At 33.6% G+C, this 4441-nt stretch carries 3 protein-coding genes; all 3 read left to right on the top strand.

Annotation, left to right across the window (positions count from 1 at the left end; all coding sequences use genetic code 11):
• Positions 1-377: 377 nt before the first annotated feature.
• Positions 378-1826: an FAD-dependent oxidoreductase gene (locus tag D6734_11825; GenBank protein ID RMF92642.1), complete on the top strand. Its 1449-nt coding sequence runs from the start codon at positions 378-380 to the stop codon at positions 1824-1826.
• A complete protein-coding gene (locus tag D6734_11830; protein ID RMF92643.1) occupies positions 1823-3187 on the top strand; it encodes a radical SAM protein in 1365 nt (454 codons plus the stop codon). The genes D6734_11825 and D6734_11830 overlap by 4 nt, the downstream gene beginning before the upstream one ends.
• A gap of 68 nt (positions 3188-3255) precedes the next feature.
• On the top strand, positions 3256-4441 hold a 1186-nt coding region (locus D6734_11835), incomplete at its 3' end, for a hypothetical protein (protein ID RMF92644.1).

Here is a 4441-nt window from a genome sequence, read left to right on the forward strand (position 1 = left end):
CTTATAAATCAAATGGTTAAAAAAGGATAAAGTGTTCAGAAATCCGACACTATGTGTTATTTTTATTACATATGCGGTTCTTATATTTAAATACCATTGTATGAAAATTTCTTTTCTCTTTAGTCTTTTTTAAAATCACTTATTTCACTTAAATTTAATAAATAGCTTACAAATTTAACGATAATGACTATACTTTATATTTGAAATTTAACAGTTTCTTAATTTCTTATACAAGTTATTATGCAACTGAATTGAAGGGAATAATTAATCAATTGGGAAATATAATATATTATCCGCCCTTTTTTAAAAGATGTGTTAAGATATAATTCAAAGTTTTTTCTCTATAAACGATTATATTTTAAAAAAAATTTTAAAAAATGAGTGAGCGAAAAAAAGTAATCATTCTTGGCGGGGGACCCGCCGGCTTGAGTGCGGCATGGAAGATAGCACAAGCAAACCACACTGTGATTGTTGTCGAAAAAGAAAATCAAGTTGGCGGTTTATGTATGACTGTCCAATATGGAGATTATCATTTTGACCTTGGTGGCCATCGTTTCATTACTCAAAATGTTGAATTGGCAAATGAAATTTATTCTTTGATGACAGATGAAATTATTACCAGAAATAGAAAAAGCGTAATTCGCCTGCAGGGAGAATATTTTTCTTATCCTCTTGAAGCAAAAGATTTGCTTAAAAAATTAAAACTATCTGTGTCAATCAAGTGCTTCGTTGATTATCTCTATTCAATTCTTAGATGCAAGTTATTCAATGTAAAGGACATCTCATTTGAGGATTGGGTAGTCAACCGTTTTGGCCGCTCTCTTTATGAGATCTATTTTGGTCCCTACTCCCAAAAGCTTTGGGGAGTCATGCCAAATCAAATTTCATCAGATTGGGCAGCTCAAAGAATATCTCTTATAAATCTTTGGGATGTTTTTCTGCGACTGCTTGGGAAAAAAAGCAACACTCCAAAAACCTACGCAACGAGGTTTTTTTACCCTGAAAAAGGGATAGGGAGAATTCCTGAAAAAATGGCAGAAGTAGTAGAAGAAAAACAAGGAACTATTTATCTTGGATATAGCGTTGAAAAAATCATTTGTAAAAATAATCAAATAGACGAAATCATTGCAAAGAAAGATGGAGAAACTTTATCCTTGAAAGGGGACTATTTTATTTCAACTATCCCACTGCCTGAATTCATCCAAAAGATTGAACCATCAGCTCCTGAAGAAATTTTGAAGATTTCAAAAGAAATGAAGTTTAGATCTCTTGTTTTCCTAAACATTCTTCTCGATAAGGAAATGGTTTCGGACAATACTTGGATGTATATTCCTGAATTGTGCTACCTTTTTATGAGAATACAGGAACCAAAAAATTGGAGTCCACATAGCGCACCTCCCGGCAAAACATCACTCATTTTAGAAATTGCCTGCAATGCAGGTGATGAAATTTGGCGTGCGGACAAAAAAACTCTATATGACAGATGCGTGGATGACCTCGACAAGATAGGATTTAGCGACATCAAAGAAAAGACCATAGACTACTTTTTAACATATGCTGAACATGCTTATCCTATATATAGATTAAATTACAAGGAGCAGTTGAAGAAAACTATTCCTTTTATCAACTCCTTTGAAAATCTTGTTTGCTGTGGAAGACAAGGACTTTTTAGGTACAATAATATGGACCATTCAATTGAAATGGGACTTCTTGCCGCTGAGCATGTTCTTTTTGGATTGCCAAAAAATGAAATTTTAAAAATTGCAAGTGAAGAAGAAATTTTTGAACATGACGCAAAACAAGCAAAGATAGAAGGAATTGAATGAAAGTAATTCTAACTCGCCCTTTCTATCATACACATCTCATTACACCACCTTTAGGAATAGGATATCTATCTTCTTTTATCAAAGCGGCTGGCTTTGAAGATGTAACCATTATTGATGGATTAAATAGAGACCTATCAAATGATGAAATAGTTGAAGAATGTGTAAAAGCTGAATGCAATATTGTTGGAATCAGCATAATCAGCGACTACAGGAAAGAAGCCTTTGACTTATCAAAGAAGCTTAAAAAGAAAGGATTGACCGTTGTATTAGGCGGCCCCCATGTATCAGCGCTTCCAAAAATGTCTCTCGAAGATAGTAATGCGGATTATGCAATTTGCGGTGAAGGAGAGGTAACTTTTGTTGAACTTATTAGACAAATCGCATCAGGAGAAAAATATGTTGGAAATATTCCCGGCTTGCTTTCAAAGGGAAATGCTGAAATAACTCCTCGCGATTTCATAGAAGACCTTGATTCAATCCCCTTTCCCGATTGGGCACAAATAAATCCTGCAAAATACAAAAAAGCCCCTCATGGCGGACTTATAAAAAACTTCCCTGTGGCACCTGTTGTTTCATCAAGGGGCTGTCCCTTTGTGTGCACATTCTGCGCAAGCCCTAATTTATGGAAGAAAAAAATAAGATTTCGTTCTGCAAAAAATGTAGTTGATGAAATTGAATATCTTGTAAGAGAATTTAAGATTAAAGAAATACACTTTGAAGATGACAATTTAACCTTAAAAAGAAGCCATATAGAAGATATCTGCAACGAGATTTTAAGCAGAAATATAAGAATTAGTTGGGCAACTCCAAATGGCATTCGTGTTGAAACTGTAACGCCTGAGCTTTTGAAATTGATGAAAGAAAGTGGTTGTTATTATCTCGCTTTTGGAATTGAGTCAGGAAATCAACAAATTTTGGATAATATCAAGAAAAAAACAAAATTAGAAACAATAGAGTATGCAGTGCGCGAAGCATCAAAGGCAGGAATATTGACACAAGGCTTTTTCATATTTGGACTTCCGGGTGAAACAGAGGAAACAATTCAAGAAACGATAAATTTTGCAAAAAAAATTCCTCTTGACAGGGCACAGTTTCTACTACTTGATGTCCTACCCGGTTCAGAACTTTTTGAAACAATCGGCAACAGCAGTTTATTGAATCAAAATTACAGAAGTTATCAGGAGGTTTCATGGCTGCCAGCAGGATTGGATAGAAAAACTCTCCAAAACGCACCAGCACGAGCATTTCGAAGTTTTTTTATGAGACCAAAGCAGCTTTTTTCTCTATTGAGATTTTTTAATCCCTCTCAACTTACATTTATAATTAGAAGAATTAGGGATTTTAAGATATTTAAAAAATAATATATATCAATTTTTCCATTTCAATGAATCTGAATTAGATGCTGATATATAAATAAATTTCATATACTATGAAGATAACTATCATCGGAGGAGGTTTTTCAGGGCTAAGTTTTGCATTTTATTCCCCCAATGAAAATTGTAAACTGACGATTATAGAAAAGGAAAACTCTCTTGGCGGACTTGCTTCATCTTTTAGATATAACTCTTATAACCTCGATCGTTTTTATCATTGCATCCTATCAAGCGACAAAGAATTACTGCAATTTATCTCGGATAATGGATTGTCTCAGAAGATTTTTTGGGAATATACAACGATGGGATTTTGGATTGATAAAAAAATATTTCCTCTCAATACAGCTTTTGACCTCCTTCGATTCTCACCGCTTCCCTTCTTTGATAGAATCAAAGCTGGATATTCTTTCCTAAAACTAAACTATGAACGAAATATAGAAAAACTTGAATCAATAACAGCAGAAAATTTGTTGGTCGAATATTTCGGGAATAAGGCTTTTTCTTATATTTGGAAACCACTGCTCATATCAAAATTTGGAGAAAAATACTCTAATGTGCCTGCAACCTGGGTTTGGGGAAGACTTAAAAGGCAAACAGAAACAAAGGAGAAGAAAAGCGGTGCAGATAAAACGGCTTACATTGACGGTGGATTCGCTTCATTAATAAGCGCCATTGAAAAGAATTTGTTAGAAAAAAAAACAACGATAATTAAAGGTGTTAAAGCAGAAAAAATAGAGGAAAGAAAGAATGGAGCTCTAATAGTATATCTTTCAGATGGCTCGATTATTGAGAGTGATATTATAATTTCAACTGTGCCCTATCCAGACCAGCCAGAGATAGTTTCATCACAGGCAGGGAAAGAGAAAAAAATACAAAAAATAGATTATCAAGGTGTTGTATGCCTCCTTCTCATATGCAAACAAAAACTCAGCAACCATTATTGGATACCTATTGTTAATGACCATATACCCTTTGCCGGTGTTGTTGAAACTACAAACCTCATTACGCCTCTTCAAAACAGAAATATAAATTTAATCTACCTTATGGATTACACTTCAAAAAAAGAAACTTTTGAATTAACAACTGAAACTATCTATAAAAAATGGGTAAAATATATTCCTGAACTTTTTCCATCATTTTCTTTAAATTCTATAAAAGATTTTTTTGTTTTTAAAGCTCACGCTGTTGAGCCTATCGCAATATTAAATTACTCGAAAATAAAACCACAATATGAAATAATAA

Source organism: Candidatus Schekmanbacteria bacterium, assembly GCA_003695725.1.
Classification (GTDB): domain Bacteria; phylum Schekmanbacteria; class GWA2-38-11; order GWA2-38-11; family J061; genus J061.

What these genes read in the sequence shown, in the direction of transcription:
- D6734_11825 (RMF92642.1), top strand. Translation starts at nt 378, where the DNA reads ATGAGTGAGCGAAAAAAAGTAATCATTCTTGGCGGGGGACCCGCCGGC.
- D6734_11830 (RMF92643.1), top strand. Translation starts at nt 1,823, where the DNA reads ATGAAAGTAATTCTAACTCGCCCTTTCTATCATACACATCTCATTACA.